Origin of the sequence: Bradyrhizobium sp. ISRA442, from assembly GCF_038085055.1 — a bacterium.
GTDB lineage: Bacteria > Pseudomonadota > Alphaproteobacteria > Rhizobiales > Xanthobacteraceae > Bradyrhizobium.
In genome coordinates this window covers 245382-271191 of the sequence record NZ_JALGCN010000001.1, presented here as the reverse complement: position 1 = coordinate 271191, position 25810 = coordinate 245382, and the positions used below count along the sequence as shown (strand labels likewise).

The 25810-nt window shown below is 64.5% G+C and carries 32 protein-coding genes; 14 read left to right on the top strand and 18 right to left on the bottom strand.

Annotation, left to right across the window (positions count from 1 at the left end; genetic code table 11):
• The first annotated feature begins 14 nt into the window (after positions 1–14).
• On the top strand, positions 15–1661 hold the full coding sequence (locus MTR72_RS01270) for a GMC family oxidoreductase (RefSeq protein ID WP_280965913.1): 1647 nt from the start codon (positions 15–17) through the stop codon (positions 1659–1661).
• A 265-nt stretch (positions 1662–1926) separates the two neighbouring features.
• Here MTR72_RS01270 and MTR72_RS01265 read toward each other — a convergent pair whose 3' ends face one another.
• The gene (locus MTR72_RS01265) at positions 1927–2769 is read right to left on the bottom strand and encodes an AAA family ATPase (RefSeq protein ID WP_280965912.1); all 843 of its coding nucleotides are present in this window, start codon (positions 2767–2769) and stop codon (positions 1927–1929) included.
• Positions 2770–2867: 98 nt separating this feature from the next.
• On the bottom strand, positions 2868–3113 hold the full coding sequence (locus tag MTR72_RS01260; RefSeq protein ID WP_280965911.1) for a GlsB/YeaQ/YmgE family stress response membrane protein: 246 nt from the start codon (positions 3111–3113) through the stop codon (positions 2868–2870).
• A 123-nt stretch (positions 3114–3236) separates the two neighbouring features.
• Here MTR72_RS01260 and MTR72_RS01255 point away from each other — a divergent pair, with 123 nt between their 5' ends.
• The 3 genes from MTR72_RS01255 to sseA all read left to right on the top strand — a co-directional run bounded on the left by MTR72_RS01255 (position 3237) and on the right by sseA (position 5990).
• On the top strand, positions 3237–4412 hold the full coding sequence (locus MTR72_RS01255) for a vWA domain-containing protein (RefSeq protein ID WP_280971079.1): 1176 nt from the start codon (positions 3237–3239) through the stop codon (positions 4410–4412).
• 157 nt (positions 4413–4569) lie between these two features.
• Positions 4570–4983 (top strand): rhodanese-like domain-containing protein, encoded by a 414-nt coding sequence (locus MTR72_RS01250; protein WP_280965910.1) that lies wholly within the window; start codon positions 4570–4572, stop codon positions 4981–4983.
• Positions 4984–5132: 149 nt separating this feature from the next.
• Positions 5133–5990, top strand: a complete 858-nt coding sequence (gene sseA, locus MTR72_RS01245; protein ID WP_280965909.1) for a 3-mercaptopyruvate sulfurtransferase — start codon at positions 5133–5135, stop codon at positions 5988–5990.
• Positions 5991–5993: 3 nt separating this feature from the next.
• On the opposite strand, the gene MTR72_RS01240 is transcribed toward sseA, so the two are convergent.
• Positions 5994–6815 carry a hypothetical protein gene (locus tag MTR72_RS01240; protein WP_280965908.1) on the bottom strand — a complete coding sequence of 274 codons (822 nt, stop codon included), beginning with the start codon at positions 6813–6815 and terminating at the stop codon, positions 5994–5996.
• A 361-nt stretch (positions 6816–7176) separates the two neighbouring features.
• Here MTR72_RS01240 and MTR72_RS01235 point away from each other — a divergent pair, with 361 nt between their 5' ends.
• Positions 7177–8391: a L,D-transpeptidase family protein gene (locus tag MTR72_RS01235; protein ID WP_280965907.1), complete on the top strand. Its 1215-nt coding sequence runs from the start codon at positions 7177–7179 to the stop codon at positions 8389–8391.
• A 157-nt stretch (positions 8392–8548) separates the two neighbouring features.
• Complete coding sequence (locus tag MTR72_RS01230; RefSeq protein ID WP_280965906.1) at positions 8549–9517, top strand: NAD-dependent epimerase/dehydratase family protein; 969 nt, start codon at positions 8549–8551, stop codon at positions 9515–9517.
• A 12-nt stretch (positions 9518–9529) separates the two neighbouring features.
• Here the strand turns inward: MTR72_RS01230 and MTR72_RS01225 are convergent, their stop codons facing one another.
• Complete coding sequence (locus MTR72_RS01225) at positions 9530–10492, bottom strand: D-2-hydroxyacid dehydrogenase family protein (protein ID WP_280965905.1); 963 nt, start codon at positions 10490–10492, stop codon at positions 9530–9532.
• Positions 10493–10628: 136 nt separating this feature from the next.
• Positions 10629–10844 carry a hypothetical protein gene (locus MTR72_RS01220; protein WP_280965904.1) on the bottom strand — a complete coding sequence of 72 codons (216 nt, stop codon included), beginning with the start codon at positions 10842–10844 and terminating at the stop codon, positions 10629–10631.
• 234 nt (positions 10845–11078) lie between these two features.
• On the opposite strand from MTR72_RS01220, the gene ettA reads away from it, so the two are divergent.
• Complete coding sequence (ettA, locus tag MTR72_RS01215) at positions 11079–12728, top strand: energy-dependent translational throttle protein EttA (RefSeq protein ID WP_280965903.1); 1650 nt, start codon at positions 11079–11081, stop codon at positions 12726–12728.
• A gap of 7 nt (positions 12729–12735) precedes the next feature.
• A complete protein-coding gene (locus tag MTR72_RS01210; RefSeq protein ID WP_280965902.1) occupies positions 12736–13962 on the top strand; it encodes a lytic murein transglycosylase in 1227 nt (408 codons plus the stop codon).
• Positions 13963–14051: 89 nt separating this feature from the next.
• Here the strand turns inward: MTR72_RS01210 and MTR72_RS01205 are convergent, their stop codons facing one another.
• The 3 genes from MTR72_RS01205 to MTR72_RS01195 all read right to left on the bottom strand — a co-directional run bounded on the left by MTR72_RS01205 (position 14052) and on the right by MTR72_RS01195 (position 15077).
• Entirely contained in the window at positions 14052–14333 is a 282-nt protein-coding gene (locus MTR72_RS01205) for a hypothetical protein (protein ID WP_279375605.1), read from the bottom strand.
• 211 nt (positions 14334–14544) lie between these two features.
• Positions 14545–14874 (bottom strand): hypothetical protein, encoded by a 330-nt coding sequence (locus MTR72_RS01200; RefSeq protein ID WP_280965901.1) that lies wholly within the window; start codon positions 14872–14874, stop codon positions 14545–14547.
• A gap of 62 nt (positions 14875–14936) precedes the next feature.
• A complete protein-coding gene (locus MTR72_RS01195; protein ID WP_341510013.1) occupies positions 14937–15077 on the bottom strand; it encodes a hypothetical protein in 141 nt (46 codons plus the stop codon).
• 377 nt (positions 15078–15454) lie between these two features.
• Here MTR72_RS01195 and MTR72_RS01190 point away from each other — a divergent pair, with 377 nt between their 5' ends.
• Together MTR72_RS01190 and bfr are read left to right on the top strand one after the other, a co-directional pair.
• Entirely contained in the window at positions 15455–15727 is a 273-nt protein-coding gene (locus MTR72_RS01190; RefSeq protein WP_280971078.1) for a (2Fe-2S)-binding protein, read from the top strand.
• Between the two features lie 132 nt (positions 15728–15859).
• Positions 15860–16348: a bacterioferritin gene (bfr, locus tag MTR72_RS01185; RefSeq protein ID WP_280965900.1), complete on the top strand. Its 489-nt coding sequence runs from the start codon at positions 15860–15862 to the stop codon at positions 16346–16348.
• Between the two features lie 214 nt (positions 16349–16562).
• Here bfr and MTR72_RS01180 read toward each other — a convergent pair whose 3' ends face one another.
• The 4 genes from MTR72_RS01180 to MTR72_RS01165 form a co-directional block, all read right to left on the bottom strand.
• Positions 16563–17168, bottom strand: a complete 606-nt coding sequence (locus tag MTR72_RS01180) for a pyridoxamine 5'-phosphate oxidase family protein (protein WP_280965899.1) — start codon at positions 17166–17168, stop codon at positions 16563–16565.
• An 83-nt stretch (positions 17169–17251) separates the two neighbouring features.
• Positions 17252–17599: an MmcQ/YjbR family DNA-binding protein gene (locus tag MTR72_RS01175; RefSeq protein WP_280965898.1), complete on the bottom strand. Its 348-nt coding sequence runs from the start codon at positions 17597–17599 to the stop codon at positions 17252–17254.
• Between the two features lie 18 nt (positions 17600–17617).
• Positions 17618–18679: an alpha/beta fold hydrolase gene (locus tag MTR72_RS01170; protein WP_280965897.1), complete on the bottom strand. Its 1062-nt coding sequence runs from the start codon at positions 18677–18679 to the stop codon at positions 17618–17620.
• 170 nt (positions 18680–18849) lie between these two features.
• Positions 18850–19257 carry a nuclear transport factor 2 family protein gene (locus tag MTR72_RS01165; RefSeq protein ID WP_280965896.1) on the bottom strand — a complete coding sequence of 136 codons (408 nt, stop codon included), beginning with the start codon at positions 19255–19257 and terminating at the stop codon, positions 18850–18852.
• Positions 19258–19400: 143 nt separating this feature from the next.
• Between MTR72_RS01165 and MTR72_RS01160 the strand changes: the two genes are divergently transcribed.
• Positions 19401–20093 carry an ArsR/SmtB family transcription factor gene (locus tag MTR72_RS01160; RefSeq protein ID WP_280965895.1) on the top strand — a complete coding sequence of 231 codons (693 nt, stop codon included), beginning with the start codon at positions 19401–19403 and terminating at the stop codon, positions 20091–20093.
• 118 nt (positions 20094–20211) lie between these two features.
• Positions 20212–20478, top strand: coding sequence for a DUF2277 domain-containing protein (locus MTR72_RS01155; RefSeq protein ID WP_279375615.1), 267 nt, complete (start codon positions 20212–20214; stop codon positions 20476–20478).
• A 91-nt stretch (positions 20479–20569) separates the two neighbouring features.
• Here the strand turns inward: MTR72_RS01155 and MTR72_RS01150 are convergent, their stop codons facing one another.
• The 3 genes from MTR72_RS01150 to MTR72_RS01140 form a co-directional block, all read right to left on the bottom strand.
• A complete protein-coding gene (locus MTR72_RS01150) occupies positions 20570–21067 on the bottom strand; it encodes a collagen-like protein (RefSeq protein WP_280965894.1) in 498 nt (165 codons plus the stop codon).
• A 131-nt stretch (positions 21068–21198) separates the two neighbouring features.
• Entirely contained in the window at positions 21199–21444 is a 246-nt protein-coding gene (locus MTR72_RS01145; RefSeq protein ID WP_280965893.1) for a helix-turn-helix domain-containing protein, read from the bottom strand.
• A 338-nt stretch (positions 21445–21782) separates the two neighbouring features.
• Complete coding sequence (locus MTR72_RS01140) at positions 21783–22550, bottom strand: SDR family NAD(P)-dependent oxidoreductase (RefSeq protein ID WP_280965892.1); 768 nt, start codon at positions 22548–22550, stop codon at positions 21783–21785.
• Between the two features lie 111 nt (positions 22551–22661).
• Between MTR72_RS01140 and MTR72_RS01135 the strand changes: the two genes are divergently transcribed.
• Positions 22662–23150, top strand: a complete 489-nt coding sequence (locus MTR72_RS01135; protein WP_341510012.1) for a J domain-containing protein — start codon at positions 22662–22664, stop codon at positions 23148–23150.
• 140 nt (positions 23151–23290) lie between these two features.
• Here the strand turns inward: MTR72_RS01135 and MTR72_RS01130 are convergent, their stop codons facing one another.
• From MTR72_RS01130 to MTR72_RS01120, 3 genes are all read right to left on the bottom strand, one after another.
• Positions 23291–23542 carry a hypothetical protein gene (locus MTR72_RS01130; protein WP_280965890.1) on the bottom strand — a complete coding sequence of 84 codons (252 nt, stop codon included), beginning with the start codon at positions 23540–23542 and terminating at the stop codon, positions 23291–23293.
• Positions 23543–23841: 299 nt separating this feature from the next.
• Positions 23842–24102, bottom strand: a complete 261-nt coding sequence (locus MTR72_RS01125) for a hypothetical protein (protein WP_280965889.1) — start codon at positions 24100–24102, stop codon at positions 23842–23844.
• 154 nt (positions 24103–24256) lie between these two features.
• Entirely contained in the window at positions 24257–24640 is a 384-nt protein-coding gene (locus MTR72_RS01120) for a RidA family protein (protein WP_280965888.1), read from the bottom strand.
• A 631-nt stretch (positions 24641–25271) separates the two neighbouring features.
• On the opposite strand from MTR72_RS01120, the gene MTR72_RS01115 reads away from it, so the two are divergent.
• Positions 25272–25706 carry a hypothetical protein gene (locus MTR72_RS01115; RefSeq protein ID WP_280965887.1) on the top strand — a complete coding sequence of 145 codons (435 nt, stop codon included), beginning with the start codon at positions 25272–25274 and terminating at the stop codon, positions 25704–25706.
• Positions 25707–25810 lie beyond the last annotated feature (104 nt).

Genomic DNA, 25810 nt, shown 5'->3' with positions numbered 1-25810 from the left:
TTCTGGCGGATACCATGGATAGATTTGATTATGTGATCGTCGGCGCGGGCTCGGCCGGCTGCGTGCTGACCAGCCGGCTCAGCGAAGACCCCGCTACCAGCGTCTGCGTGCTCGAGGCGGGCCCCAGCGACTGGCATCCCTACATTCACCTGCCGGCGGGCTTCATCAAGACCTTCCACATGAAGAGCATCAACTGGGCCTACCAGCAGGAGCCGGGGCCCTGGACCGGCGGGCGCAGCATCTACGCGCCGCGCGGCAAGACGCTCGGCGGCTCGTCCTCGATCAACGGCCATATCTACAACCGTGGCCAGCGCATGGATTTTGACACCTGGGCGCAGATGGGCAATCGCGGTTGGGGTTACGCCGACGTGCTGCCATACTTCCGGCGGCTGGAGAAGCGGGTGGGCGAGGGCGAGGCGCTCTATCGCGGCCGTGAGGGCCGTCTCACGGTCACGACGATGGATTGGCGCGATCCGCTCTGTGAGGCCTTCATGGAAGGTGCGGTGTCGCTCGGCATTCCCCGCAACCCCGATTACAACGGCAAGACCCAGGAAGGCGTCTCCTACTGCCAGCGTACCATCAACAACGGCCTGCGCGTCTCCGGTTCGACCGCGTTCCTCAAGCCCGCGATGAAGCGGCCCAACGTGCATGTGCACACGCATGCGCATGCGACCGAGATCATCTTCGAGGGCAAGCGCGCCGTCGGCGTGCGCTACATGAAGGGCGGCCGTGGCGGCCATCCTGTCGAGGTGCGCGCCAACAAGGAAGTGATCCTGTCCGGTGGTACCTATAATTCGCCGCAGCTCTTGCAGCTCTCCGGCATCGGCTCACCCGATTTGTTGCAGGCCCACGGCATCACGGTGCGTCACGCGTTGCCGGTCGGCGAGGGTCTCCAGGACCATTACGCGCCGCGTACGGTCGCGCGCGTCAAGGACATCAAGACCATCAACGAGCTGCGCCGAGGCCTCTCGCTCTGGGTCGAGGCGCTGAAATGGGCCATCACGCGCCGCGGCCTGCTGTCGCTGTCGCCGACTATGGTCTATTGCTTCTGGCATTCGGGCGAGAGCGCGGAGAGCTCCGACCTGCAGCTCACCTTCACGCCGGCGTCCTACAAGGAAGGCGTGCAGGGCCAGCTCGAGGACGAGCCCGGGATGACGGTCGCCTCATGGCAGCAGCGCCCGGAGAGCCGCGGTTATGTCCGCATCCGCTCGGCTGACCCGTTTGCGCCGCCGATCATCCAGACCAACTATCTCGACGCCGAGCTCGACCGTCGCGTCGTCGTGGGCGGGATGAAGCTCGCGCGGCGCTTGCTGAAATCCGCGCCGCTGTCGCCCTATTACGCGTACGAGGATTTCCCCGGTCCGAACGTCAACACCGACGACGAATTCCTGCACGCCGCAACTCAGCGCGGTACCACCACCTTCCACCCCGGCTGCACCTGCCGCATGGGCCCTGCGGATTCGACTTGGGCGGTGGTCGACGACCAGCTTCGAGTCCACGGCCTCGAAGGCCTGCGCGTGATCGACGCTTCGGTGATGCCGCGCATGATCTCGGCGAACCTGAATGCGTCGACCATGATGATCGCCGACCGTGCCTCGGACTTGATCCGCGGCAAGCAGCCCATGGAAGCCGCGCGCATTCCGGATGCGGCGGTGGCGTAGCGCGAATTCGCCGCAACCTCGTTTCGTCATTGCGAGCGCAGCGAAGCAATCCAGAGTCCTTTCCGCGGAGGGATTCTGGATTGCTTCGCTGCGCTCGCAATGACGAAATCGAGAGAGCGCGCCAACGCCCTCCAATGTCGTCCTGGCGAAAGCCAATAGTTTGTAGGATGGGTAGAGCGAAGCGAAACCCATCATCTCGCAGCGTTTGCGTTGGACGCGATGGGTTTCGCTTCGCTCTACCCATCCTACGAGGCATCCCAGCCGCCTACACCTCCCGCCGGCTCAGGAACGCCAGCCGCTCGAACAGGTGCACGTCCTGCTCGTTCTTGAGCAGCGCGCCGTGCAGCGGTGGGATCAGTTTTCGCGGATCACGCTCGCGGAGCTGCTCGACGCTCATGTCTTCGTTGAGCAGCAGCTTCAGCCAATCGAGCAGCTCGGAGGTCGACGGCTTCTTCTTCAGGCCGGGCACCTCGCGCACCTCGAAGAAGATGCGCAAGGCTTCCTCGACGAGGCGCTTCTTAATGCCGGGGAAGTGGACGTCGACGATCCGGCCCATGGTCTCGGCGTCCGGGAATTTGATGTAGTGGAAGAAGCAGCGGCGCAGGAACGCGTCCGGCAGCTCCTTCTCGTTGTTGGAGGTGATCATCATGATCGGGCGCTGCTTCGCCCTGATCGTCTCGCCGGTCTCGTAGACATGGAATTCCATGCGGTCGAGCTCGAGCAGCAGGTCGTTCGGAAACTCGATGTCGGCCTTGTCGATCTCGTCGATCAACAGCACCGGGCGCTGCTCGGCGGTGAAGGCCTCCCACAGTTTGCCGCGCTTGATGTAGTTCTTGATGTCGGACACCCGCGCATCGCCGAGCTGGCTGTCGCGCAGGCGCGACACCGCGTCATACTCGTAGAGGCCCTGCTGCGCCTTGGTGGTGGACTTGATGTGCCAGGTCAAAAGCGGCGCGTTCAGCGCCTTCGCCACTTCCTCGGCCAGCACCGTCTTGCCGGTGCCGGGCTCGCCCTTGATGAGCAGCGGCCGCTCCAGCACGATCGAGGCGTTGACCGCGACCTTGAGATCGTCGGTCGCAACATAGTCCTTGGTGCCGGTAAATTTCATTGCGCGTCCTTAGTTGATCGTCGGCGCGAGCCTTTGGCTTCGGGCCGACAAAAGGAACGGCCGCTCGAAGCGGCCGTTCCTTGGGTTCGGTCAAGCGTTCAGACCCGTTTTATCAGCGAAAGGATGACCAGCACAATCACCGCGCCGATCGTGGCGTCCACGATGGCGCCGAAGGTGCCGGTAGCGAGCTCGATGTGAAGCTGCGGCAGCACCCAGCTCGCGACCAGCGCGCCGATGATGCCCACCACGATGTTGCCGATCAGGCCAAATCCCGCCCCGTGGACAATTTTCCCGGCGAGCCAGCCGGCGATCGCGCCGATGATCAGCGCTGCGATGATTCCCATGATAAAGATCCCCAAAGCCAAGCCTCAAGCGGCTCAATTCTAGAGCAAATAGTGCCCCGGTCCAGCTTCGAGGGGCGGACGGCGCCCCTTGACGGCAGCCACCCGACGGGCAATCTGTCACTCATGTTCCTGCAATTCTTCACCTCATTGCGCGATGCGCAGGTCCCTGTGACGCTGCGCGAATACCTCACGCTGATGGAGGCGCTGGATGCCGACCTCGCGGATTACACGGTCGAGAATTTCTATTACCTGTCGCGCTCGGCGCTGGTGAAGGACGAGCGCAACCTCGATAAGTTCGATCGCGTCTTCGGCACGGTGTTCAAGGGACTGGAAAGCCTGCTCGACGCCATGGAGAAGGCGGAGATCCCCGAGGAGTGGCTGAAGAAGCTCGCGGAAAAGTACCTCACCGAGGAGGAGAAGAAGCAGATCGAGGCCATGGGCTGGGACAAGCTCATGGAGACCTTGAAGAAGCGGCTCGAGGAGCAGAAGGGCCGCCACCAGGGCGGCAGCAAGTGGATCGGCACCGCCGGCACCTCGCCGTTCGGCGCCTATGGCTACAATCCGGAAGGCGTGCGCATCGGCCAGGAGAAGAACCGCAACAACCGCGCCGTGAAGGTGTGGGACAAGCGCGAGTTCAAGGATCTCGACGGCAATGTCGAGCTCGGCATCCGCAACATCAAGGTGGCGTTGCGCCGTCTGCGCAAATTCGCGCGCACCGGTGCGCCGGACGAACTCGATCTTGACACCACGATCCGGGAGACCGCCAATCACGGCTATCTCGACGTCCACATGCGGCCCGAGCGGCGCAATGCGGTGAAGGTGCTCGTCTTCTTCGACATCGGCGGCTCGATGGACGCGCATATCGAGCAGGTCGAAGAGCTGTTCTCGGCGGCGAAGAGCGAGTTCAAGCACATGGAGTATTTCTACTTCCACAACTGCCTCTATGAAGGCGTGTGGAAGCAGAACAAGCGCCGCTTCACCGACCGCACGCCGACCTGGGACGTGCTGCACAAATATCCGCACGACTACAAGGTCGTGTTCGTCGGCGACGCCTCGATGTCGCCCTACGAGATCATGGTGCCGGGCGGCTCGGTCGAGCACGTCAACGAGGAGCCCGGCTCGGTTTGGCTCGAGCGCATCATCCGCACCTATCCGCATGCGGTGTGGCTCAATCCGGTGCAGCAGAAGCACTGGGACTATTCGGAATCGACGACTATCATCCGCCGCATCTTCGCCAATCGCATGTTCCCGATCACCATCGAGGGTCTCGAAGGCGCGATGAAGGAGTTGACGCACTAGCCACCGCCGTCATTCCGGGGCGCGACGAAGTCGCGAACTATGATGCGCAATTGCGCATCTGAGAATCCATCGGGCCGCGGCGTTGGTGGAGAAATGGATTCCGGGTTCGATGCTGCGCACCGCCCGGAACGACGAGAGAGAAAAGAGGGAGAAGCACATGCCCCAGACCATCAGCCGCGGCATCAAGGCGCTGATCGACGAGGCCAATGCCGAGATCGAGACGCTCACAGCCAAGGACGCGATCGAGATCTCCAAGACCGGCGACGTCGTTATCGTCGACATCCGCGATCCCAGAGAGATCGAGCGCGACGGCCGCATCCCTGGCGCGTTCGCCTGCACGCGCGGCATGCTCGAATTCTGGATCGATCCGCAGAGCCCCTATGCAAAGCCGATCTTCCAGGAGGACAAGAAGTTCGTCTTCCACTGCGCAGGTGGCCTGCGCTCCGCGCTCGCCGCCAAGACCGCGCAGGACATGGGCCTCAAGCCCGTCGCCCACATCGCCGGCGGCTACGCCGCCTGGCGCGACGCCGGCGGCCCGACGGAGAAGTGGGAGCCGAAGAAGAAGGGGTGATCGAGTGGTCTACACTCGCTCCACCCGTGATTCCGGGCTCCACCCGTCATTGCGGGGCGCGACGAAGTCGCGAGCCCGGAATCCATCGGGCGACGGGGTTTGTGGATGAATGGATTCCGGGCTCGCGCTGACGAAAAGGAAATGCATTGATGACCACCCCCACCGATCCCCTCGTCTCCACCGACTGGCTCGCCGCTCACATTGACGATGCCAACGTGAAGGTCCTCGACGCCACCTTCAAGCTGCCGGGCGTGCTGCCGCTGCCGAAGGACGACTATTTGGCCGCGCACCTGCCGGGTGCCGTGTTCTTCGACGTCGATGCGGTGTCGGATCATTCCAATCCGCTGCCGCACATGTTTCCGAGCGCCCAACAGTTCGGCCGTGACGTCGGCAATCTCGGCATCTCCAATGCCGATACGGTGGTGATCTACGATGCCGGCGGCTGGGTCGCCGCGCCGCGCGCGTGGTGGATGTTCCTGTCCTATGGCCACGGCAATGTGCGCATTCTCAATGGCGGGCTGAAGAAGTGGCGCGCCGAGGGACGTCCCGTCGAAAGCGGCGAGGTGAAGCCTAAGCCTGCGACCTTCAAGGCGAGCTATGATCCGAAGCGCGTGCGCAGTATGGAGCAATTGATCGCCAACGTCGAAAGCAGCAAAGAGCAGGTGATCGATGCGCGCGCCGCCGACCGCTTCGAGGGCCGGGCGCCTGAGCCGCGGCCGGGCATCCGCTCCGGCCACATCCCCGGCGCCCGCAACGTGCCCTACAATCTGCTGTTCGATGCCGCGACCGGCACGATGAAGCCGCTCGACGATCTGCGCGCCGCCTTCACCGGCGCCGGCGTCAAGCTCGATGCGCCGATCGTGACGAGCTGCGGCTCCGGCGTGTCGGCCGGCGTGTTGACGCTGGCGCTCTATCGGCTCGGGGTCACCGACTCCGCGCTCTACGACGGCTCGTGGTCGGAATGGGGCCAGGCCGGCGGCCCGCCGGTCGCGACCGGGCCCGCGTAAGCCTTATTGGCGGGCGCGTGTGGCCGTCGCGGCCTGCGTCGGCTGCTGCTGCGCGAACGGAAAATAATAATACGTCTGCTGCACCGGCTGAGGCGGCGGTGGGCGCTGGACGATGCGGCGCCGCTTCTTCACCTTGTGCGCGCGCGGCTTGGTCGTCTTGCTCTCCGGTGTGCTGCTGTCGGCTTTTGCGTTGCCCGGCAGATCCTTTGGTGCCGTGGTCGCTGGCTCGCTCAGCGCGGCCACTTTGGCCGTAGCGCTGTCGGTCGCAGGCGAGGCCACGACAACCGTTGCCTCGGACGGCTGTGCTTCGGCGACCGCAGCGGCCGGCGCGGGTTTGTCCGCGGGGATGGAAGCGGTCGTGTCGGCCGGGGTCAGCGTATCCGTGGGCGGGGCGGCCGCAGCCTCCGTCCTGACCGCCTCGGCGGCGGGGGTCTCCGTGGCCGACGGCGCCGTGGCGAGGGGCGCGATGTCGGCGGCTTGCGGCTCGGGCTGAGATTGGGCTTCAAGCGTCACCGCGGCGAGCTGCTCGGGCCCGACCTCGACCGCGGGCAGCGAGATCGTCGGGACCTGGTCCCGCAGCGACGGCTCGGCCTCATCGGCCACGGGCTCGGCCGGCTCGGGCTCCGCGCGCAATGCGGCGAGGACCGGCTGGGCCTGCGCGGAGACTTGGGCAAACACCTGCTCCTGCGGGCCGTTCCGCCAGGAGGGATTGTTGACGTACTGCTCGTGGGTCGTCCGCAGCAGCGCGGCGGCCCCTAGGCCGAACACCAGGATGGCGGTTGACAGCAGGATCGCGGCAAACAGGAAGCGAAAGCCGGGAAGCATCGAAGGATACGGATTTCCGCTCTGGCGGTGACGGCCAGGGCCCTTGAGCCATCTGAACGCGGTGACGGTACTGATTGCCGCGTTCGCCGCGCGGGGTCGAAGCTCAAAGCGAGACGAATCAGGCTGATTTGACCTTACCGCAACCCCTCGGTGCCGTTCCCCTAAAAAACGGCGGAAGACTCCGGCAATCTACGGCCTGATGCGATTTCCGCCCCGTGATGCACCGGAGCAACGGTCACGCAGCGGATCACAAATCGCCAAATCGGGGCAAATAACCCTGATATGTCTTGAATGTGCCGCGATCTTCGGTCATGTGCGCGTTAACGGTCCGGTCGGGCCTGGGGACTATACAAGAGCGATGATGATCAAACATTTTCTGACGATATGCGCTGCCGCAACCGTCGCTGCGGCGGGAACCTCGCTCGCGCAGGCTCAGACCTATCCGGTGCAGCAGGCGCCAAGCTATGGCGCTCCGTCCGAATATCGTCCCGGCGATCGCGTGCCGAATTTCGACGCGCTGGACGAGGACGATGACGCCGTGCCGCAGAACTCCGCGGCGTTGCCGCCGCCCGGCCCCACCGGCCCGGTGATGTCGCCCGACGATCCCCGCTACGGACGTCCCGCAGGTGCGCCTCCGGTCTATTCGGCGGCCCCGCCCCAAGGCCCGGTGATGTCGCCGGACGATCCCCGTTATGGACGTCCCGCCGGTAGCCCGACCTATTCGGCCGCCCAGCCGCAGGGCCCGGTGATGTCGCCCGACGATCCTCGCTACGGCCGCCGTGATGGCCCGCCGCCGGTGATCTATGCCGATCGTCCGGCGCAGGCGACCGCCAGCGACGGCCTGCGTCCTCCGGAGTCGGTCAATGGTCCAGGGGCGACCGGAGCGGTCGGGCAGCAGCCCGCCGTCGGCAGCGACGGCCGACCGATGACGGTTGCCTCACTGCCGCCCGAGGAGCAGCCCGACGCCGCGCCCGCGCAGTTGCCGCCGAATCTGCGCCGCCAGGAAGTCGCGTTCCAGACCAAGGAGCCGGCCGGCACGATCGTCGTCGATACGCCGAACACCTACCTCTACTACATCCTCGGCAATGGTCGCGCGATCCGCTACGGCGTGCGCGTCGGCCGCGATGGCTTCACCTGGACCGGGGTGCAGAAGATCACCCGCAAGGCGGAGTGGCCGGATTGGCATCCGCCGACGGAGATGATCGAGCGTCAGCCCTATCTGCCGCGCTTCATGGCCGGCGGTCCCGGCAATCCGCTCGGCGCCCGCGCGATGTATCTCGGCTCGACCGTCTACCGCATCCACGGCACCAACCAGCCGTCGACGATCGGCAAGTTCGTGTCCTCCGGCTGCATCGGCATGCTGAACGAGGACGTCTCGGACCTGTTCGACCGCGTCAAGGTCGGCACCCGCGTGGTGGTGATGCCGGGCGGCCCGGCGCCGGGAACGGCGACTGCGTCTGCTGCGCCGACGACCGGCGCGGCCGCGCCCGCTCCGATGTCCGCCCAGGCCGGCCCGGTCGCGGGCACGCAGCCGACGGTGGTGCCGCCGCTGCCGGCGCCGGTGACGGTGCGCTAAGCCGGCTGACGATTATCCGAACGACAAGCGGCGCGTGTGCTTCGGCCACGCGTCGCTTTTGTTTGGCGCCTGCCGGTTCGGCTGTCCATTCGCGCCGTTGAATCCCCGCATGCGTCGACTACTTGCCTAAGTGGTCAACGAATTCGAGGAGCGCAGAATGCGAGTCTTTGTTGCAGGCGCGACCGGCGCCCTGGGACGTCACCTTGTTCCCATGTTGGCCGCGAATGGGCACCAGGTCGTTGGATCGACGCGAAGCCCCGCGAAAGCTGACCTCATCAAGCGGATGGGCGCGGAACCGGCTATCGCCGATGGCCTCGATGCGAACGGCATGCGCGCAGCGGTAATCTCGGCAACTCCCGACGTCGTGATCCATCAGATGACGGACCTCGCGGCAGCAACCGACCTTCGGCATTTCGACCGTGCATTCGCCAGGACCAACGAACTGCGCACAAGGGGAACCGACATTCTGCTGGCGGCCGCGCGCGAAGCCGGCGCCCGGCGTTTCATTGCGCAAAGCTTCTGCGGCTGGACGTTCAGTCGCTCGGGGGGAGCGGTCAAGGCCGAGACGGACGAGCTCGATCCGCATCCGCCTGAGGAACTACGCCGTACGCTCGAGGCGATCCAGTATCTCGAGCGGACCGTTACGGCGTCAACCGCTCCCGAAGGAATCGTCCTACGCTACGGATTCTTCTACGGCGCCGAAACCGGCACCCTGTCGCCCGCGATGCGCGACCAACTTTTTCGTCGACGGGTGCCGCTCGTCGGCGACGGTGGCGGCTACTGGTCATTCATCAATACCGAGGATGCCGCTTCCGCCACTCTGGCGGCGATCGGGCATGGCGTTCCCGGCAACATCTACAACATTGTCGATGATCACCCGGCGCGAGTCAGGGAGTGGTTGCCGGCGCTGGCGGGGCTATTGGGCGCAAGACCGCCATTTCATGTTCCGGCCTGGCTTGGCCGGCTGCTCGCCGGTGAGCATATGGTGGCGATGATGACCCAGGTGCGCGGCGCATCCAATGCCAAGGCAAAGGACGAACTCGGATGGCACCCTGCGCACCCGTCATGGCGTCAGGGATTCGCTGAGCTTGCGACGACGTCGGGAGCCGAGCGCTCTGCGGCCTGAGGCGCGGCCCTCTCAGGCGAGCTTGCGCGGCAGCTCGCTGCCTTTGGTCCAGGCGTCGATCGCCTCGACCATCTGGCCGTAATGGATCCGCAGGCCGTCCTCGGTCGCGTAGCCGAGATGCGGCGTCAGCACGAGATTGTCGAGCTTGCGGAACGGATGATCGACAGGTAGCGGCTCGACCGAGAACACATCGATGCCGGCGCCAGCGATCTTCTTCTGCTGCAACGCCTCCAGCAGCGCCGCCTCGTCGACGATCGGTCCGCGCGCGCTGTTTATGAGAAACGCCGTCGGCTTCATCCGCGCGAGATCGGCAGCTCCGACCAGTCCGCGCGAGCGCGGGCTCAGCACCACGTGGATGGTGATGATATCGGCCTTGGCGAACAGCTCCTCCTTGCTGGCATAGCCGACGCCGACCTCCTTGCACTTCTCGGGCGTGAGATTCGGGCTCCAGGCGATCACGTTCATGCCGAAGGCCTTGGCGATGCCGGCGACTTTGCTGCCGAGCTTGCCGAGCCCGACGATGCCGAGCGTGCGGCCCTCGATCTCGATGCCGGCGAACGTCTGCCAGGGTTCGCCCGCATGCATGCGCGCATTCTCGCGGCCGATGCCGCGGGTCAGTTCAAGGATCAGGCCCATGGTCAGCGCGGCGGTCGGATCGCGGGAATATTGCGTGCCGGCAATCGCAACGCTGCGCGCCTTCGCAGCCTCCATGTCGATCGATGCGTTGCGCATTCCGGAGGTGAGTAGCAGCTTCAGCTTTGGTAGCGCTCCGAACAGACTCTTTGGGAATGCGGTTCGCTCGCGCATCGCACAGATGATCTCGAAATCGGCAAGCGCGCCGGCCGCGGCCTGCTCGGAGGCGAACGGATGGCTGAACACGGTGACGTCGACGCGGTCGGCGAGTTTCGGCCAGTCGGCGACGTTGAGGGCGATGTTGAAATAGTCGTCGAGAATTGCACAGCGCAGCCGCGTCATCAGCGTTCATCCATGGCGAGAGGTGATGGCGTAAGCGGGGGCGCCATCGTCGGAACCCGGCCATGGTTGCGCGCAATCAGACCCGCGCGCAAGCCGCTCGCGTCTTCAAAAATCCGATATGCAGGGAGGAAGGGGCTCAGAGGTCGCGGGGCTTCAAGCGCAACGGCGCATCGATCCCGTGCTTGGCGCGCCAGGCCGGACCGGGGCCGCGCATGTAGTGCAACTCGGGACGATAGGGGTTGAAAGCGGTGGCGAAGAAGCCCTTCCAGAAGCTCTTGATCTCCGCGACGAGGCTGGCGGAACGGCCGGCTTCCGCCGGTACGGGAAGGGAGGTGGTCTCGATCAGAGCCATGATGCGGCCTCTTTGTTCTCCCCGCTCGTTCTGCGCGGGTGGCACTTTTTTCAGTGCTGAGGCGAGCTTTGGCCTGCTTTATTAAAAAATGGTTTCAATTGTCCGGATCGGTGTCCGCATGGTGTCCGTTCCGTATTCATCCTTGGTGAACGATCGGAAAACATTGCCCTTTCGGGACGGGATCGCTACATCGGCGGCAGCAAATTTCCTCAAATCGAAGGTTTCACGGGACCGATGGCGCGCCAGTTCATCTATTTCATGCAGGGCCTGACCAAGAGCTACCCGACCCGCAAGGTGCTCGATAACATCCACTTGTCGTTCTACCCGGACGCCAAGATCGGCGTCCTCGGCGTCAACGGCTCGGGCAAGTCGACACTGCTCAAGATCATGGCCGGCCTCGACAAGGAGTACTCGGGCGAGGCCTGGGTCGCCGAGGGCGCCCGCGTCGGCTATCTCGAACAGGAACCGCACCTCGATCCCAAGCTCTCCGTGCGCGAGAACGTCATGCAGGGCGTCGCCAAGCAGAAGGCGATCCTCGACCGCTACAACGAACTCGCGGTCAACTACTCCGACGAGACCGCCGACGAAATGACCAAGCTGCAGGACGAGATCGAGGCCCAGAGCCTCTGGGATCTCGACAGCAAGGTCGATCAGGCCATGGACGCGCTGCGCTGTCCGCCCGACGATGCCGACGTCACCAAGCTCTCCGGCGGTGAGCGCCGCCGCGTCGCGCTGTGCCGGTTGCTGCTCGACCAGCCGGAGCTGCTGCTGCTGGACGAGCCGACCAACCATCTCGATGCGGAATCGGTGTCGTGGCTCGAAGGTCACTTGCGCAACTATCCCGGCGCGATCCTGATCGTCACCCACGACCGCTACTTCCTCGACAACGTCACGGGCTGGATCCTCGAACTGGATCGTGGCCGCGGCATTCCCTATGAGGGCAACTACTCGTCCTGGCTGGTGCAGAAGCAGAAGCGCCTGGAGCAGGAGGGTCGCGAGGAGGCTGCCCACCAGAAGACGCTCGCTCGCGAGCAGGAGTGGGTCGCGTCCTCGCCGAAGGCACGTCAAGCCAAATCCAAGGCGCGTTATCAGCGCTATGAGGAGCTGCTCAAGAAGGCGAGCGAGAAGCAGACCCAGACCGCGCAGATCATCATTCCCGTCGCCGAACGTCTCGGCGCCAACGTGGTCGACTTCGAGGGCCTCAGCAAAGGCTTTGGCGATCGCCTTCTGATCGACGATCTCACCTTCAAGCTGCCGCCCGGTGGCATCGTCGGCGTGATCGGCGCCAACGGCGCCGGCAAGACCACGCTGTTCAAGATGATCACCAAGCAGGAGACCCCGGACAAGGGCACCATCACGGTCGGCGAAACCGTGCATCTCGGCTATGTCGACCAGTCGCGCGATGCGCTCGAAGGCAACAAGACCGTGTGGGAGGAGATCTCCGGCGGCAACGAGCTGATCCTGCTCGGCAAGAAGGAAGTGAACTCGCGCGGCTACTGCTCGGCATTCAACTTCAAGGGCGCGGACCAGCAGAAGAAAGTCGGCGCGCTCTCCGGCGGTGAGCGCAACCGCGTGCATCTCGCCAAGATGCTCAAGTCCGGCGCCAACGTGCTGCTGCTCGACGAACCGACCAACGATCTCGACGTCGACACGCTGCGCGCGCTCGAAGAGGCGCTGGAGGATTTCGCCGGCTGCGCTGTCATCATCAGCCACGATCGCTGGTTCCTCGACCGCATCGCCACCCACATCCTCGCGTTCGAAGGCGACAGCCATGTCGAATGGTTCGAGGGCAACTTCCAGGACTACGAGAAGGACAAGATGCGCCGGCTCGGCCAGGACAGCATCATCCCGCACCGCGTGAAGTACAAGAAGCTGACGCGGTGATTTCAGCATGATGCGGCGGACGCTCATCGCTGCAGTGATTGTGCTCACCTGCGGCTGGTCGTCCGCCCGGGCGGCCGATGCCGCCTTTAGCCAGTTCATCGCCTCGCTCTGGCCGGAGGCGCAGGCGGCCGGCGTGTCGCGCGCGACGTTCGACGAACAGACGCGCGGACTCGAGCCGGACTACAAGCTGCCCGATTTGATCCTGCCGGGACGGCCCGCGACCGGCGCGCCGTCGCAGGCCGAGTTCGTGCAGGTGCCGGCGGACTACATCAGGGAAGCCTCGATCGCGCGGCTTGCGGGCGAGGGACAGCGGTTGCTGCAAAAATATCGCCCTGCGCTGACGCAGATCGAGAAAAGCTCCGGCGTGCCCGCGACCGTCATGCTCGCGATCTGGGGCCGCGAGACCGACTATGGCCGCTATACGCTGCCCTACGATCTCGTCCGCGTGCTCGCGACACAGGCCTATGTCGGCCGGCGTAAGGACACATACCGCAATGAGTTCATTCTCGCGCTGAAAATCCTTGGCGAGGGCGCGGTGACGCGCAAGGACATGCGCTCATCCTGGGCCGGCGCGACCGGGCTGACGCAGTTCCTGCCGTCGGAATATTACAAGCACGGCGTCGATTTCGAGGGCGATGGCCGCATCGACATCTGGCATTCGGTGCCGGACGCGCTGGCCTCGGCCGCGCAGCAGCTCGTCAACAAGGGCTGGCAGAGCGGCGTGCGCTGGGCCTACGAGGTGCAGGCGCCGGCGAAGGTCGATTGCACGGCGGGTGTGCCCGAGGTGACGAAGCCGATCAGCCAGTGGATGCGCGAAGGTTTTGTGCCGGTACGCGGGCAAAAGTTGAGTGCCGCCGAGCAGGCACAGCCGGCCTCGCTGCTGCAGCCGGAAGGCATTTACGGTCCCTCGTTCCTGACCACGAAGAACTACTTCGTCATCAAGGAATACAATTTCTCCGACCTCTATGTGCTGTTTGTCGGCCATCTCAGCGACCGCATGACGAGCCCGCTGTCGTTTGCCACACCGTGGTCAGCCTCGAAGCAGTTGCGCACCAAGGACGTCGAGACAATGCAGCGTGGCCTCACGCGCATCGGGCTCTACAAGGACAAGATCGACGGCAAGGCCGGCATGCAAACCCGCGCCGCGCTTGGGACGTATCAGAAGTCGGCGGGGCTGAAAGTGGATTGCTGGCCGAGCGAAGAGGTGCTGCGCTCGATCGAGGCGGCGCGCTAGCGAGCCTCAGTTTCCCGCCAAAGAAAAAAGCCCGGCCGATGTGCTCGGCCGGGCTTCGATCGCGGCGCCTCACGCGCCGTGCGATCAGGTCAGTAGCAGACGCGAACCGGGCGAACGACCCAGCCGTAGCCGTCCCAGTACCGCTCACGGCGCCAGTAGCAGGGTGCCGGCGGCGGGGGCTCGGCCACGTAAACGGGGCCGCCATAGGCGGGACGGCTCGACGCAATGGCGCCGCCGACGATGGCGCCGCCGATCAGGCCGGCCGCGATGCCGGCGCCGACGCCGTCACCGGCTTTCGCGGGCGGAGTGGCGGTCACCAGCGAACCGGCGACCGTCGCAACCGTAAGGGCGGCAACAAAAGTCTTCTTCATGCTCTTGGCTCTCCTGGGAGATGGACGCTCCTTAGTTAGGAACGCCAGGGTTTCAAAGGTTCACGCACACTCTGATGGAATTGGCCGTTGGACTACGAAGCGCGCAAATGGTCAATCCACGGTAAACGCGCACGGAGCTGTGACCAGAAAAAGCGGTCTTTTTCGGGCCCTCAGATGAACGGCGCTCCGTAATGAACCGGTGTTTCGCGCCTCAGCCGCAGACTCTCACGCGACGAACGCGCCAGGCAAAGCCGTCCCAGAAGCGCTGCTTCTGCCAGACGCAGCCGCCGTAATAATAATCATCGGCGACATAGCCGGGAGCCGGCGCATAGTAGCGGGGCGGGTAGTAGCCGGGCTCGTAGTAGTCGTAGCCGGGGCCCGGTCCGTAATAGTACGGAGAGGCCAGCGCGCCACCGACGATGGCACCGCCGATGATGCCGGCCGCCACGCCCGCGGCGACGCCGCGCTGGGCATGAGCCGGGGACCCGGCCGCCAGGGCCAGGGTAGCGGCGGCAGCGACCGCCAGGAGCGACTTCTTCATAGGGAGCGACCTTTCACACACGGAACTCTTTGGGGGCAAGGTTCCATACTTCGCTTGAATGATCAATGAACGGCACCTTTGCGGCGGCGACCAATTGATACCGATCGCAGGTCCGCCAGGGAGACGATGATGGGCAGCGCGATGATAAATACCCTGATCGTGCCGGAATCATCTTCGCAATCGGCTATGGTTGGATCACCCATATCCAGAACCGCGGCCGGCGGCCGTCGCGGGCGGGCGCCGGCGCCGACAGCTATTCGGGGACGAGTGACGGCCTCTCGCTCGGAAGCTGGTTTTCCAGCGACAGTTCGAGCAGCTCGGGTGATAGCGGGAGCTGCTCCAGCGGTGACAGCGGCGGTGGCGGAGATTGTGGGGGCGGCGGCGACGGTGGCGGAGGCGGTGGCAGCGATTAGACCGAATCCGGTGCGATCTTGATCCATTGCAACGTCGCATTTTAGAGCCGTTCTAGGCTGGTTCCAGGCCAGTTTGGAATAGCTTCAAATACCGGTTTTTCCTTTTGCATCCTGCCGGCCCCTTAAATATCGATGATGGTGCATCACCGAAGGGCCTGTTGCTTTCCATGATCGTCTGTTCCTGTAACGTGCTGAGCGATGACGACATCCGCGCCGCCGTCGCCGACTCCGACGACGCCGTGCGTCATGCCAAACAGGTCTATGGATGCCTTGGCTGCAGCGCCGAGTGCGGCCGCTGCGCCCGCACCATCAAAACCATCATCGAGGAAGCGCTCGGTCCCTGCGCCAAGGCCTGCTGTGCCGGCTGCCCGCACAACCATCAGGTGGCCGCCAACGACGAGACGGCCGAGCCGGCCGATTTCGCCCTCGCAGCCTGCTGAAGTCCTCGCCTTCGTCGGCTGAGCTAATCCCGGGCTGCGTCCTCGTAGCCGGTTGCCCTTGTTCCCAAACTGTTTTAGAAGCGTTCTAAACTCGATTTCCGACCGAGTTGGCCGCAAGAGCTGGAGTGAATCATGCAGGGCGACGCAAAAGTCATCGAATATCTCAACAAGGCACTGCGTCACGAGCTGACTGCGATCAATCAATACTGGCTGCATTACCGCTTCCTCAACAATTGGGGACTCCTCGAGATGGCCAAGGTCTGGCGCAAGGAGTCCATCGAGGAGATGGAGCACGCCGACAAGCTGACCGACCGGATCATCTTCTTCGACGGTTTCCCCAACATGCAGGTGCTCGACCCCCTGCGCATCGGCCAGAACGTCAAGGAGATCATCGAGTGCGATCTCGCCGCCGAGATGAGCGCGCGGGCGCTCTATCAGGAAGCGGCCACCTATTGCCACAGCGTCAAGGACTACGTCACGCGCGACCTGTTCGAGAAGCTGATGAGCGACGAGGAGCACCACATCGACTTCCTCGAAACCCAGCTCGATCTGATCGGCCGCATCGGCCTCGAGCTCTATACCCAGAAGCACGTCGGCGGGCTCGAAGGCAACGGGCATTAGATCGCGCGTCTAGCGCCGCATTCTCCGGCGTCGTCCTGGCGAAAGCCAGGACCCGTTACCCCAGGGAGAAGTTGCGGCGCGTGATCGGCAATCGCGAGTCTTCGTAAAACTCCTCCCTGTGGTTATGGGTCCCGGATCTGCGCTCCGCTCTGGACAACGTTGCGCGTTGCCAGGAGCTGCGCTTGTCCGGGACGACTCGCCTTAGGGCCGCCGCCTATAGTTGCGTCCTGTAGCGCGCTTCCACGGCGTCCTGGCCTTCGGGCTCGCCCAGGCTGGTCTGATCGTGGATCACCTGGCTGATGCTCGGCATCACCGAGCGCTGCACCTTGACCTCCGGCGACCACAGCTTTGAGCGCATCAACGCCTTGCCGCAGTGGAAATAGACTTCGCTGACGGCGACGTTCAGCACCGCGCGCGGCGGTTTGCCGAACTCCACCATCGAGGCGAGCAGATCCGGATCGGCCGACAGCGTGCCGCGCCCGCCGACGCGCACCGTCTCGTCGATCCCGGGCACGAAGAACAACAGGTGCACGAAGCCCGAGCCCTCGACGACGTTTTTGAAGCTGTCGATGCGGTTGTTGCCGGAACGGTCGGGCATCAGCAACTGGTTGGGGCCGGCGACATGCACGAAGCCCGTACCGCCACCGCGCGGTGAGGCGTCGACGCTGCCGTCGGCGCCTGATGTCGCGAGCACGCAGAACGGGGACATCTCGATGAATTTCTTCGCATGTGCATCGATCGCCGGGCGCGCTTTCGCGATCACGCGGGGGCTAGGCTTCGGATAGATGGTGGCGAGGTCTTCGGCGCAAAGGTCGGTCAAGGGCGTGTCTCCGAAAGTGCTTTGCGTCAAGCTATCCGATTGGAACGCTCGCTGCTAACGGAATTCGGCATGGGCTTGCGCGATCAGCGTGCCGGCATGTCGCACGAGCCGAGCAGCGATTTCGGTGCGGCGTTGCGCCATGCCATCAGAAGCGCGCTCCGCAGCGTCACCTGATCGGCTTTCACCAGTCTCACATTGGTGCTGCCGTTTCTGCCCCAAGCACCGGGCACCGGACGAAACATCTCCGGCTCGGTTTCGACCAGCAAGGCCTGCTGCTCCGGCGTCAGCTTCACCATGCCCCATTCATCATCAGGATAGCCCAGCGACGCGAACACGCGCTTGCCGACCCGGAAGTCGGCATGGCCGTGATGTGCACCTTCGATGACGCCGGGAAGCGCGAGCGCGGCCCGGCGAAAGCGAGCTGTCGACATGGTGCCTCGCCGGTCGCCTCACATCGTCCGCTGTGGTGCCGTTTGCAGCAATTGCCGGACCTGCTCGGTGTAGAACTTTGCATTGCCGGTGGTGCCGTGGCCGCGCGTGTCGGTGCTCGCGGGGATGAGGTACAGGCGCGCGTTCTTGATCCGCTTCATCGCGGCGTCGGTGACGCCGGTCTCCGGCGGATTGCGCTCATCGTCCGCGGAATTGATCAGAAGCAGCGGCGCATCAATCTGCTCCAGCTTTTCCGCGGGGTTGTAATCGTGCGAGGCCTCCCACTGATAGACGAAGTCGTTGGCATCCGCCGTCACGGGCGTTCCGAGCCGATCGTCGACGATCTTGTCGGCCTTAGCCGCCGTCGGCGCCTGTGACTGATAGGCCAGCGTTCCGCCGATGCTCGCGATGCCGTAAGTGACGATGGCGTATTTCATCATCCGCGGCTGGCTCGTGTAATTGCCGCCATTGTAGTCGGGATCGTTGCGGATGGTGTCGAGCATGATCCGCCGCAGCATCCAGTTGCGCGCCGCCATCTCGGTGGGCTGGCAGGCCATCGGCACCAGCGCATCCATCGCCTTCGGATATTTCTCGCCCCACAGCCAAGTGTGCATGCCGCCCATCGAATTGCCGATGACCAGCCGCAAATGCTTGACGCCGAGGCCTTCCGTCACCAGGCGATACTGCGCCTCGACCATGTCGCCGTAATCGTATTTCGGAAAGCTCGTCTTCATCCCGTCGGAGGGCTTTGACGATTTGCCGTGGCCGATGCCGTCGGGAATGATGATGTAGTATTTCGATGCGTCGAGCGGCTGGCCAGGGCCGAACATCTCGCCGGCGAAGGCGGGCGTCAGCATGCTCGCGGCCGAGCCACCCGAACCATGCAGCACCAGCACGGGCTGGCCGGTCGGCTCGCCCACGGTGGTGTAGTGCAGCCGCAGCTCCGGCATGACTTCGCCGGTGTGGAACTTGAAATCCTTGGCGATCCAGTCGCCTTGTTTCGGTGCCGGATAATCGGCAGCCATGGCAGATACCGAGATCGACAGAAATGCGGCCGTCAGCACCGCGCACGAAGCTTTCATGGTTCTCTCCCCGCTGCGGCCGCTTTGATCCGGGCCGCTTCGCGCGCGATCTTAGCAGCGTCGCTCCGGGGATCGAGAGCGGATGCACGGCCGGGCGCCAAAACATTTTCCTGGATGGTGCATCGCGCAAGCGGAATATTTTCGCCGGCAGGCAGAACCAGGTGGCCGGCTCATTCGTGCTTGAGAAAGCCGAGCGCGTACCAGCCCCAGTAGACCCTGTGGCGCTGGATCAGCCCCTTGTCGATCTCCATGATCTCGACCAGCTCCATCTGGTCGCCATCGGGAGAGACGCGCGGATATTCCCAGGTGACGATACGGCCGTCCGTGAAGAAGCCTTGCTTGAAGCGCTTTCGCTGCGGCGGATTGGTCTGGAACACGCGCGCGATGAAGGCACGCAAGTTCTCCCTGCCTTCGACGATGCCAGTCGGGATCTTCATGAGGTGTTGGACCAGCGGGCTTTCGATGGATGCAGCATCGGCATAGAGTGCGAGGGCTGCTTCGAGGTCCTTGTTGCTGAGGGCTTCGTCCCACAGTTTGCAGATGCGTTCGGCATCGCTTTGGCGTGCTTCGTCGATCATGATGTAATCCTCTGGATTCGGGCGACATCTTCGAAGGATCGCAGAGGACGGCTCGCCAAAGTTTCACCCAATTCTGAAATGACCGGCCTTGGCGGGATTGCGACGAGATGACGTCAGGCCCAGATCAGGGGCAGGAGTATTTGATGGCGGTCACACGGCGGTCAGTGCAGTCAGGATTTTCGCGGCTCACCGAGGCTTTGAGCGATCCCGCGCGCGAAGCCATGGTCAGTGCCCTTTTCGGTGGCAAGGCGCTGCCCGCGGGCGAGCTGGCATCGCTGGCCGGCGTGTCGCCGCAAAGCGCCAGCGCGCATTTGCAGAAGCTGACAGAGGCGCGCCTGCTCTCGGTGTGGCAGCAGGGGCGGTTCCGGTACTATCGGATCGCAGACGATGAGGTGGCGGGCCTGATCGAAAACTTGGTCAATCTCGCCGTCAGGACCGATCACATCGAACGCACGCGAGGCGCGCCGACAGAGCTCCGGCGCGCGCGGACCTGCTATTGCCATCTCGCCGGCCAACTCGGCGTGGCGCTGCGGGACGGTTTGGTGCGCCGCGACCTGATCGCGCTGCGCGGCCGGGAGGCCGCGCTCACCGAGCAGGGCTTTGCCTGGTGTCATGCCGAGGCGATCGACTTCAGGCCGGGCCGTGATCCGCACATGCGCCTCTGCAACGATTGGACCGAGCGCGTTCCGCATTTGGCAGGCCCGTTTGCCAATGCGATCCTGAAGCGGTTGATCGAAACGCATGCGCTCGCGCCGTATCGCATTCCACGTGCGCTTCGTCTCACGCCGAAGGGGCGGGCCTTCTTCGCGCGCCTTGGCGTCTCCATCCCGTTCTGACTCGCCGTGTCCGCGACGCCCGGATGGCGATGACAGAGGCGGACCCGGCATGTAGCATTGGGCCCGCGCCGATCGTCCTTGAACAGACGTGCCTTTCAGAGGAGCCGAGGAGAAACTCATGTGCCGCAACATCAAGACGCTGTTCAACTTCGAGCCGCCGGCGACGGAGGACGAGATCCATGCCAGCGCGCTGCAGTTCGTGCGCAAGCTCTCCGGCTTCAACAAGCCCTCGCAAGTCAATGAGGAAGCCTTCAACCGCGCCGTGGCGGAGGTGTCGGACGCCGCGCGCCGCCTCCTCACGTCGCTGCACACCCACGCGCCGGCGCGGGATCGGGAGGTCGAGGCGGAGCGGGCGAGGGAGCGTTCGCGCCTACGCTTCGGCTAGCCGTTCCTTGGCTGCTGCTCCGCGCATGGGCATGCTGCTACGCCAGGACGATTCATCCTCTTGAGCGAGGCTCGAGTCCCGGGCGCGGCGGCTAGTCCTTGCCGTGTTTCCTCTTTTTCTTCTTTTTCTTGCGATCGTCCTTTTCGCTATCGTCGCCGTCGTTGTCGACGATGGGATCGGCTTCGTCCTGCACGGCGGCTTCCAGCGCCGCTTGCTCGGCGGCTTCCTGCTCGCGCTGGCGGCGACGTTCGTCCCAGGCATCGAAGAGCTGCTCCAGCCATGGCAGCACCTGCTCGATCGAGGGCAACTGACCGGGCGGACCTGCCTCGCCGCGTGGGCCTTGCGGCCCGACCGGCCCCTGCGGTCCGGCTGGTCCGCGTGGCCCGGCCTCGCCCTGCTTGCCCTGCGGACCGGCCTTGCCTACCGGTCCGGCCTTTCCAAGCGGACCGGGCTTGCCTTGTGGCCCCGGCTTGCCGCGCGCGCCGTCCGGCCCGCGCCGGCCCGGATGCCCCTGTGGCCCCGGCCGTCCCGGCTCGCCCTGCCGCCCCTGAGGTCCTTGCCGTCCTTGCCGGTTCTGATTGTCTGCCACACCGCTGCTCCCTCTACCGGAAGCAAGCTACTTAGCGGCGTTTGACGACAGCAGCAATTCTGCCCGCGCAGCGCGTCGGGCTTGGTCAACATCAATTGGCAGCACGAGGCGCTTTTGCGTGGCGTCACGTGCTAGTCGTGATACGCCGGCACCTCGATGCCGGAGGCCGCATAGAGCCTGATCTTGTTGCGCAGCGTGCGCACCGACAGACCGAGCACGCGGGCTGCGCGCGTGCGGTTGCCGTCGCAGCGGGCGAGCGTCTGAAGCACGAGCTCGCGCTCGACCTCGTCGACGGTCGCGCCGATCAGCAGCGGAACGATCTGGTTTGGGGCAAGGAATTGCGCGCCCTGCGGCGTCGCGACATGAACAGTGGTCATCAACACACCTCCCGACCAACGCCCGCTTCCATCATTGGAAGCGGATCGAGAACAAACGACCCCCAAGCCGTAGATCTACGGTGGGCGCGTTTGGTTAACGATTGGTTAATTGCCGGGGCAGCACACCAATTGACCCCAGGAATACCGCGAAGCCGCCGCGATTGGCACGGGATGCATAGCGATGCGGGCCGATCTCGCGCCACAAAGCAGGTGTCATGCCCGCGGAGGCGGGCATCCAGTACGCCGCGGCTTCTCCGTATTCGTCACTGTCTCTGGAATACTGGATCGTCCGCTTTCGCGGACGATGACACTGCACAAGTGGCGAACGCGTCGCTCCGTCACACCGTCCGATACCCGCCGTCCACCATCACGATCGTGCCCGTGACGTAAGCCGACAGATCCGACGCGAGGAAGATCGCGGGGCCGACGATGTCATCGGGCTTGCCGGTGCGCCCGAGCGGGGTGTGATCGACGAAGGCCTGCACCAGCGCCGGATTGGTGGCGCGCACAGTCGCGTTGATGTTGGTCTCGATGAAGCCCGGGCCGATCGCGTTGACGCGCACGCCTTCCTTGCCGAGCTCGACCGCGAGCGCCTTGGTGAAGCCGAGCACGCCATGCTTGGAGGTGGTGTAGGCCGCCGAGCTCGGCGTGCGCAGATGCACGAAGGACTGGATCGAGCCGATATTGACGATGCGGCCCTTGCTCGCGCGCAAGGGGCTGAGGAACGCTTGCGTCATGTTGAAGACGCCGTTGAGGTTGAGCGAGATGATGTCGTTCCAGTCCTTCGCCACCGTCTCGGTCCCGGCGGTGAAGGCATTGCGGCGGGTGATGCCGGCATTGTTGACGAGGATCGACACCTGTCCGACCTTGTCGGCGACCTGCTTTGCCAGCGCAAAACAGTCCTCGCGCCTGGTGACATCGAGCGCAAAGCTCTCGGCTTTGCCGCCTGCTTTTTGGATCTCCGTTGCGGCTTCCGCAACCGTGTCGGCATTGACGTCGAGCAGCACGACCTGTGCGCCTTCGCGTGCGTAGCCCGCCGCGATCGCCCGGCCGATGCCGGATCCTGCGCCGGTGACGACCGCGATGTGGTTTGCGAGCAATGCCATGACATTTTCCTCCCGGATTCGTTTCGAAGTTTCATGAAAGGCTAACTCGAAATTAAGGGGTCGGAAACGGCGACCTTGGCATACTGATCTCTGTTGCTAAACGTTGCGCGCATGATGGAACGACTTGAACCTTGGAAAATCGCCCTCGAACGCCTGCGGTCGGCGGACTCTGCCGACTGGGCGGAGGCGGGCCGGCTCGTGGCCGAGATCGTGCGGATGAGCACCGACACGATGCTGCGCCAGGCGGCCGAGCAGGCGCTTCCGGTGCTGCGCCAGGCCGTGGACAATGACGATGACAGCGTCACGCTGGCAGCCCAACGCCGCGTCGGCGTGATCCTCGAGGTCATCCACGATCTGACCGCGCCGCGCTTCGGGCGCCGCAACGCGCTGCCGAAAAAGCTCTCCAACGAGGAGCGCGCCCGCAGGACGCTCGGCCTGCCGCTCGCCGTGCAGCTCACCTGCGAGGACATCAACCAGGCCTATCGCCGCGCCGCCAAGGGCATGCATCCCGATCAGGGTGGCAGTGCGCAGGCCTTCATCGACCTCGCCGCCGCGCGGGACATCCTGATCCATCCTGGCGCGCACAAGGACGCGGGATAGCGACAAGCGAGATCTTGTAGATCTTGTAGGGTGGGCAAAGGCGCATTTGCGCCGTGCCCACCGTGCCGCCGATCCCGGATTCTAAGCGGTGGGCACGCTTCGCTTTGCCCACCCTACGATGCCTGCGCTCGATCGCGATTTTACCAGGTGCAGTGGCCGTTGCGCAGCGCGTGGTCCTTGACCGCGAGCGCATCGACGAAGGTCGGAACGGACGCGCTGACGCGGGCGTAGTCGGCGGGCCACGGCGTGGACGGGATGCTCTCATCCCAGATCTGGCAGAAGCCCGTGTCCTGCCAGCGGATCAGGTGATAGCCGGCTTCGGCCGGGCTTGCGGCGATGAAGGCGGTAGCGGCAAGACAGGCAGCAGCGCACAGCATGGAAATACGACGCATGGATCAGCTCCTTAAATGAAAGATGTGATGCACCTCCCGACAATGATGGGGAGGGTGGCGCGGGACGCTGGGGGGAGTGCGCCCCGGACAAGACGTGAGTAGTTCCGCAAGCTGATCAGGTTCAAACCGCGCGCGCAGGAAATGCTGGAATTTGGCCGGAAAACGCAGCGTTAACGCGTGAGGTGCCGCGTTTCGATCGCTGTCGCGTTACACCTGAGCCAGACGGCGCGACCGGCCAAAAAGCGAAGGCGGGCTGCGCGCGCAACCCGCCTTCCAGTTCGATCCGCCTCGTCGTTGGCTTAGAGCGTGCAGCGGCGCTCCGCGCGCAGCTTGATCTGAATATCCGAAGCGGCCGCGAATGTCGGGAGAGGCTTGCTCACGACCTTGTAGGTCGAAGCTCCCCACTCGAACGGCTTGTACTTCAGGTCCTCGTTCCAGACCTGGCAGATGCCGGTGTTGTCCCAGCGGATCACGTAATAGCCGACCTTCGCCGAGGCCGGTGCGGCAAAGGCGGACGTGGCGATGCCGGCAGCGGCACAGAGCGCGAGAACGCGACGCATGAAGTATCTCCTTGTGGGGAAGGGTGAACCGAAATTTCGTGCGGCAAAAGCAGGTCCGTTGCAAGCCGGGGAGCGGCCGTTCACGGACATGTCAGACGGAGTCGGGCACTTGGTTTGGCCGCGTGCCCGGCAAGCCACACGCGCTGAGCGCGGCTCACTTGGCCAGCGACGCCACCGCCTCGATCTCGATCAACATCTTCGAGTTCGGCAGGGCCTGCACCACGCAGGTGGTGCGCGCCGGATAGGGCGGCGGGCCGAACGCGCCGGCATAGAGCGCGTTCATCGTCGCGACGTCGGAGGCGCGCGTCAGCAGCACGTTGACCTTGACGAGATCGCGGAACGTCGCGCCGGCCTCGGTCAACACACGCTTGATGTTGATGACGACGTTGCCGAATTGCGCTTCGAAACCGTCAGGCAGCGCGCCGTCGGCATCGAAGCCGGGAATGCCCGAGATGAACAGGAGATCGCCGACACGCGTGGCGAACGACAGCGGCGGCGCCTTGACATGCGGCGGGGGCGCAAAATGCTGGATCGGCATGAGTCACCTCGGATCAGGACGGTCGCGTAACCCGCATGAGCGTAGCGACATGCGGGACGGTTGCAACCGCATTCGCTCCCGGCGCCTGCGGAGGCCGCGATCTCGCGCCCAACAAAAATCTCGAAAACAACCCCATGCAAAGTAGAAACGCCCGCCCGATGCATGCTGCCGGTGACGTCGTGTAGGCATTTGACAGGTCGAGCAAAACCGCAACAGACGCTGTCATGGCGCCGATGATCGTATTGCTTCGCCTTCCGTCGCGCTTGTCCGCCGAAGCTTCAGCATAGGCGGATGCGGGGAGAGACGTTTGACACGTCGGGCAAAACAGCGGCACGATGCAATGATGCCACTGAGGATCGCGAAGCTTCGCCTCTCCCCGCCTGCGGGGAGAGGCCGCATTTCATCGAAATGCAATGCGGGTGAGGGTAGCTTCCGCGAGTCCGTTGATCACCGCAATCGTGGATGGAGCCCCTCACCCCAGGCCTCTCAGAGCGAGCGAAGCTCGTCTCGGCCCCGTAAGAACGGCGAGAGGGAGAGAAGTACCCCAATCATTTTGCCGCCGCGATCGATTGGATAGATTTGCCTCGTCTGATTCGATTCCAGCCTTGAAGAACAGCCTCCGGAGCCCTCCATGAAGATCGCATCCACCTTTCGCGCCGCGCTCGTCGCCATCGCCGCTCTTGCCGGCCTCTCGACCGCGGCCCAGGCCGACAGCGGCACGGTGGTGCTGACGATCTACAAGGCGGGCTGGATCATCGGCGGCTCCGGCGGCTCGGGCGTTCTGAACTTCCGCGGCCGCTCCTATGCGCTCTCGACCGGCGGCCTCGACTACGGCCTCGTCTTCGGCGGCTCCAGGACCGTGCTGCGCGGCCGCGTCTCCAACATCTACCGCCCCTCCGACGTCGCCGGCGTCTACGGCGCCGCCGGGGCCGGCCTCGCGGTGGGGGCCGGCGCGCGGGCCATCGTGCTGACCAACCAGAAGGGGGCCGTGCTGGAGCTCGCCGGCACGCAAGTCGGCCTCATGGCGAACGCGGACCTCAGCGGTCTTGCGATCACGATGCGGTAACAGCACCGGTGTCTAGGGTGGGTTAGCCGATCACGAGCGCCGTCGTTCAACAGGCGATGGCGCGAGGCGTAACCCACCACGCCACAAGCGACAGACCATCCGCC